The following is a 574-nucleotide window of genomic DNA, read 5'->3' on the forward strand; positions in this document are numbered from 1 at the left end:
GTTTTCATGCGAACAACTTTATAGCATTCGCTATTGCTTTTCAAGTGAAATGGCAATACCTTTTGCTATTATCGATAGCTAAAGGTATTATCACACCAACAAGACAAGCTATGCGTGAGTAACGGACGCTAGTTATCAACTAAATCAATAGCTTTCCGGTGGCAGAGTGTGACTGCCTCTCTTTTGTTACTCCAGGGGACGGTGCGGCAAGACCCCAATGGTCTTGCCAGATAACGGTATAGAAACAACAAAGGTGGCGAGATGATTCGTGATATCCAAAAGGTGCTTGAGCGTTATGGCGCATGGGCTTCCCATACTGAACACGGGCTGTATTACTCATCGGTTGCTGCGGGCTTCCGTGGGCTGCTGCCCTCCAGCCAGCGCTCACGCCCGTCGTGCTGCGATGACGATGGGTTGATTGTCAATGGGGCGATGGCGTGTTTGAAAAAACGCGACCCGTATCTGCATGTGCTATTGGAGTGGCACTATGTGCTTGGCCTGCCGGTGAGGGCGATTGGCACCAAACTGGGTATTTCACATACGCTGGTGCTAAAACAGCTGCAAATGGCGGAAG

Annotated in this window: 1 protein-coding gene; it reads left to right on the forward strand. The window is 50.0% G+C overall.

Annotation, left to right across the window (positions count from 1 at the left end; all coding sequences use genetic code 11):
* Positions 1-261: 261 nt before the first annotated feature.
* Positions 262-574, forward strand: a 313-nt coding sequence (locus J5224_RS34300; protein ID WP_264629301.1) for an antiterminator Q family protein, incomplete at its 3' end; no start/stop codon positions are given.

The organism is Candidatus Symbiopectobacterium sp. NZEC135, from assembly GCF_025962695.1.